Origin of the sequence: Candidatus Caldatribacterium sp., assembly GCA_014359405.1 — a bacterium.
GTDB classification, from domain to species: domain Bacteria; phylum Atribacterota; class Atribacteria; order Atribacterales; family Caldatribacteriaceae; genus Caldatribacterium; species Caldatribacterium oleiphilum.
Window position 1 is genome coordinate 1 of the sequence record JACIZN010000137.1, and the last position, 4472, is coordinate 4472.

At 53.2% G+C, this 4472-nt stretch carries 6 protein-coding genes; all 6 read right to left on the reverse strand.

Annotated features, from left to right (window positions below; genetic code table 11):
• Window positions 1-861: ATP-dependent Clp protease ATP-binding subunit ClpX (gene clpX / locus H5U36_09170; GenBank protein MBC7218284.1), on the reverse strand; the 861-nt coding region annotated here is incomplete at its 3' end.
• The gene (gene clpP / locus H5U36_09175; protein ID MBC7218285.1) at window positions 848-1486 is read right to left on the reverse strand and encodes an ATP-dependent Clp endopeptidase proteolytic subunit ClpP; all 639 of its coding nucleotides are present in this window, start codon (window positions 1484-1486) and stop codon (window positions 848-850) included. The genes clpP and clpX, both read right to left, overlap by 14 nt.
• Window positions 1483-2775 carry a trigger factor gene (tig, locus tag H5U36_09180; protein ID MBC7218286.1) on the reverse strand — a complete coding sequence of 431 codons (1293 nt, stop codon included), beginning with the start codon at window positions 2773-2775 and terminating at the stop codon, window positions 1483-1485. Before tig ends, clpP begins: the two co-directional genes overlap by 4 nt.
• An 85-nt stretch (window positions 2776-2860) precedes the next feature.
• Complete coding sequence (locus tag H5U36_09185; GenBank protein ID MBC7218287.1) at window positions 2861-3286, reverse strand: DNA-binding protein; 426 nt, start codon at window positions 3284-3286, stop codon at window positions 2861-2863.
• 16 nt (window positions 3287-3302) lie between these two features.
• Window positions 3303-4280 (reverse strand): NAD(P)-dependent oxidoreductase, encoded by a 978-nt coding sequence (locus H5U36_09190; protein ID MBC7218288.1) that lies wholly within the window; start codon window positions 4278-4280, stop codon window positions 3303-3305.
• A 9-nt stretch (window positions 4281-4289) separates the two neighbouring features.
• On the reverse strand, window positions 4290-4472 hold a 183-nt coding region (locus H5U36_09195; protein MBC7218289.1), incomplete at its 5' end, for an L-threonylcarbamoyladenylate synthase type 1 TsaC.

The window sequence follows — 4472 nt, forward strand, 5'->3', positions numbered from 1 at the left end:
TTGCACTTCGTGGAGAATGTTCCGAGAAAGTTCTTTCTCCGAAATACTCTCCCGGGCACCGAAGCCGATTTTCCGGTCCTTCAGGCGGTTCTCAATAATGCGCTCAAGCCCCACAAAGGCTCCACCACAGATAAAGAGGATGTTCTCCGTATTCACCTGGATGAACTCCTGATGGGGGTGCTTTCTCCCACCCTGAGGAGGAACATTGGCAATGATCCCCTCAAGGATTTTAAGGAGCGCTTGCTGTACCCCCTCTCCGGAGACATCCCGTGTGATGGAGGGATTTTCCCCCTTTCGGGCGATTTTGTCTATCTCATCGATGTAGACGATACCCTTTTCGGCCCTTTTGACGTCGAAGTTGGCGTTCTGGAGGAGACGAAGGAGAATGTTCTCGACGTCTTCCCCAACGTACCCTGCCTCAGTAAGGGTTGTCGCATCGGCAATGGCAAAGGGAACATTCAGGAATCGAGCAAGGGTTTTGGCAAGGAGGGTCTTTCCAGAGCCCGTGGGCCCAAGAAGGAGAATGTTGCTCTTCTCGATCTCTACATCCTGGGAATCCTTGGGCTGCATGATTCGCTTGTAGTGATTGTACACCGCAACGGAGAGGATAACCTTTGCCCGTTCCTGACCAATCACGTACTGGTCAAGAAAAGCCTTTATCTCCTTGGGCGAAGGAAGTTCCTCAAGGACGAACTCCTTCCGGCTCTTCCGCGAGTCTTCTTTGAGAATCTCATTGCAGAGTTCCACGCACTCGTCACAGATGTACACTCCTGGACCCGCAATGAGCTTTCTCACTTCCTGCTGCGTCTTCCCACAGAAAGAACACCGCAACTTAATCTTCTCCTCCTCAAATCTCGACATCTTGTGTAGCTCCTTCTTTTTTCTTCTCTTCTGGATAGAGAACCCGGTCAATCAATCCGTATTCCCTGGCCTCTTCAGGAGACATGAAGAAATCTCGCTCGGTGTCTTTACGAATCTTCTCGATGGACTGACCAGTATGACGAGCAAGAATCTCGTTGAGCTTTTCTCGAATTTTCACCATTTCCCGGGCATGAATCTCGATATCCGTGACCTGCCCTTGCGCACCCCCAAGGGGCTGGTGGATCATGATTCGGGAGTTCGGGAGCGCCATGCGCTTTCCCTTCGTCCCCGCTGCGAGAATAACTGCCGCACCGCTTGCAGCCTGCCCGATGCAGATGGTGGCCACATCAGGTTTTATGTACTGAATGGTGTCGTAGATGGCCAGAGTGGCTGAGACTGAGCCTCCAGGGCTATTGATGTACAGGTTGATGTCCTTCTCCTTGTTCATCGCTTCCAGAAAGAGGAGCTGGGCAATCACGAGATTGGCGACAGTATCGTCGATCTCCGTACCCAGGAAGACAATGCGATCCTGCAAGAGGCGGGAGTAAATATCGTACGCCCGTTCACCCCTTGGAGTTTGCTCCACCACAATGGGCACAAGATAACTCAAACGCGGTTCCTTCATCCCTGAATCATCTCCTCTTCAGGATCCTCCAAAGCCTCCCATTGGTCAAAATTCAGAGGTTCCTCAACCTCCTGCACTCCAACCCTCCCCACAAGATCCTCAACGAGTTTGCTTGAAAGGAGACGGCTGGCCATAGCGAGCAAGGCATCTCCCCGAGAAAGCTCGCGAAGGACCCGCTCAATGGGTTTTCCGGTCCGCTCGGCAACATTCTCCACAAGACGGTGGATTTCTTCCTCCGTCACTTCGATACCATAGGCATCGGCGTACTTTCCAAGAACGAAGTGCTTCTTCAACCTCCAGCGGGCAACTCTCCGCATTTCTTCTTCAAAGGTGGCAAAATCCCGCCCCGTGAGCTCAAGGTACCGTTCAAGAGACGAACCGCTCTCCTTCAGCCGTTCTTCGAAGAGACGGATAACTCTTCGCGTCTCCTCCTCAAGGAGAGGCCCAGGAATAGAGGAAACCTCCGAAGCGCGGCAGAGAGCCACTATGGCCTCTTCCCTGAAGCGCTCTTCAACGAGCCTTTTTGCCTCCTCTTCAAGAATCCTGCGAACATGTTCACGGAAAGCCTCTACCGACTCAAAACCCTCGCCGAAACCCTTGACAAATTCCTCGTTCACCTCGGGGAGATGTCTTCGGTAAATCGCAAGGACCGCAAGATCGGTTTCCTTTTGATCGTCAAGGGTAACCTTCTTTTCCTCGTTCTTCTTCATACCCAGAACTTCCTGAGCAGCAGGGTGGTTTGAAATCCCTGCCTGCACAGTAAAGCGCTCGCCCCCAAGCGCTACCGTAACCAGGTCCCCAATCTCTGCCGGGCCGTCGATTTCTCGCCACTCTCCGGCCCGACGCCTGAGCTCCTCAATGTACGCATCGATATCACTTTCCCGAACCACAAGACGGTACCTTCGAACCTTGAGCTCTTCAGGACGAGCAAGAACCACCTCCGGAGCTTCCACAACTGTGAGACGGAAACGAAGGGGTTCTCCTTCCTCCACATGGAGCACTTCGACATCGGGTTCACCAACAACCTCAATGCCCTCTCTTTCAAGAACCGTCTTGGTTGCCTCTGGGACAAGGCGCCGCACAAGCTCATCAAGAAAGGCTTCTTTCCCCAGGCGGGCTCGGAGAACCGACTTGGGAGCAAAACCCTTCCGGAATCCCGGAACGGTCACGCTCCGATTGAAATCCCGGTAGACGTTCTCTAAAATTTCGTCGACGTGCTCCTTCGAGACTTCAACCTCAAGCTCAAAGACGTGCTTTTCCTTCTCTTCCTTCTTTACTACCTCTACCATCGAGTTCCGTGCCACCTTTCTTCAAACTTCAAAGCATCGGAAGAATTATATGTTCCCCTGCAAGACGTGTCAACTTTAGGAAAACCTACCCAAACCGCAGCTGCTTAATGCCTTCAGGCTTCCGTTCCCTCCGCATGGAAATTTCTGCCAGAATTCCTATGGCGACTTCACAAAGGTAGAGAACTCTGTTGCCGTGTTCAAGGTGTCCCCCGTACGCCCCCTGGAGGTTAGAAACCACAGCGTGGATATGGGGTTCCCCATTCACGATAAGGCCACTCAAAGAGAGGAGCTCGAAGGGTCCCTCATACTTTGCAAAGTGTTCAACCGGAGGAAAGCCGGTTGTCGTTACCCAGTGGAGGTGGACTTCGCTCAAAGTCCCAAAACCTGAAAGGATAACCCCGTGCTCAATGCTTTCCCTTCGGATGACCTCCTCGATAGTTTCAAGGACGTACTCCCCAGGGAAGATACTGACCACTACAATCCGTTCGAGCTTTCCACAACCGTAGTCCACGGTTCCCTCCTCCTTCCTACCGTTTGTAACCATCAATGGACCGTCTGGCACTCCTTCTTTTGAGCTCCTCCTTCACCCACACTGCGTACTCGGAGACCGCCTCCTCAATCCGGTACCGGGGGACGAAGCCGAGCTCTTCCCGAGCCAAGGTAATGTCGAGCGTCTCCCCTCGAGGAAAGAGCTTCCCCGGACCAAGGGACACTTCCTTGGGGGTATCACTGTACTTCTGAGCAAGGCGAGCAAGTTCAGGAAAACTCGTGGCCTCCGGGGTTGCGATGTTGTAGATTCGGTACCGAGGATTCTCCTTTTCGTACGCAAGAACGGTTCCCCAGGCGGTATCCTTCACGTAGGTGAAGCCGAGTTTTTGGTCCCGCCCCCGGTCAAGAGAAAGTCCTTCAAGTCCCTCAAGGGACCCAAGGAGAACTCGAAACACCGGGGTCATCTCAGAAGGCAAAAGCCCCGGACCGAAGAAGAAGTACGGACGAACGATGCGGACATCGATACCGTAGTGACAACCGTACTGCAAGGTGAGGTACTCGGCACTGGCTTTACTCGCTCCGTAAAGGTCAGCAGGGTTCACAGGGTGGGTGAGTTCCCCCGGGTTGTCCTTTGTCTCCCCGTAGACCGCTCCGGAGCTCACGTAGAGAAATTTTGGAATCCTGAAGAGGCGAGCGCACTCTAAAAGATTCAGGGTACCAACGACGTTGAGGATGGTTGAGGGGTACGGATCGTTCCAGTACCTTGGGGAAGCCATGACCGCGGGAGTGTGAACAATCCCTTCGATATCTGGAAATCTGGTAAAGAGGGCCACAAGGTGGGGCCACTCAAGGACGCTGCCTTGAAAGAACACGATGGAATCTTGCCGATCCTTAAGATACTCCTGTTCCACCTCTCGAAGGTCAAAGGAGATGACCTTCTTCCCTTTTTCCACAAGGTAGTATGTGACCCAGGAACCCAAAAGACCACTCCCACCGGTAACGAGGACAAAAGACATGCTCTCACCTCACTCCGTTTTCGCTGCGGCTTTCCTCAGTCGATCCATAATAGCCCTTCCAAGACCCACTTCAGGCACAGGCTCAGCAAAGATAAGGTCAAGCCTCTCCTCTTCAAGGCGGTGGAGACAGGCGAAGAAATTGGCTGCTGCCTCCCTCAAGTCCCGGGATGGAGAGAGGATTTCAACCCGAAC